Here is a 237-nt window from a genome sequence, read left to right as displayed (position 1 = left end):
AAAGATTCCTCACCATTTAGCATCAAATATTCGTAAGTATCTTCGGTTACTTGCCGTTGGTAGCCCATGGTAAAATTATGGACCTCCCATTTGGCATGGTTTTGATTTTCTACTTTTTCCAGCATGTAGACGGGTTCGATATTTCCCGGTTCTTCGCTGTTAAAAAATCGCTGCCAGCGTTTTTCCTGCCAGTTTAAGGTCATTGCTCCCATCGCTTTGGCGTTGATCGCCTCGCGC

The 237-nt window shown here is 44.7% G+C and carries 1 protein-coding gene; it reads right to left on the bottom strand.

Annotation, left to right across the window (positions count from 1 at the left end; translation table 11 throughout):
• Positions 1 to 237 (bottom strand): DUF2491 family protein (locus tag KI369_RS30190; RefSeq protein WP_212959090.1); only part of this gene is annotated, 237 nt, incomplete at both ends.

The organism is Bacillus sanguinis (assembly GCF_018332475.1).
Classification (GTDB): Bacteria; Bacillota; Bacilli; order Bacillales; family Bacillaceae_G; genus Bacillus_A; species Bacillus_A sanguinis.
The sequence above is the reverse complement of the archived record's forward strand: the minus strand, read 5'-3'. Positions and strand labels throughout refer to the sequence as shown.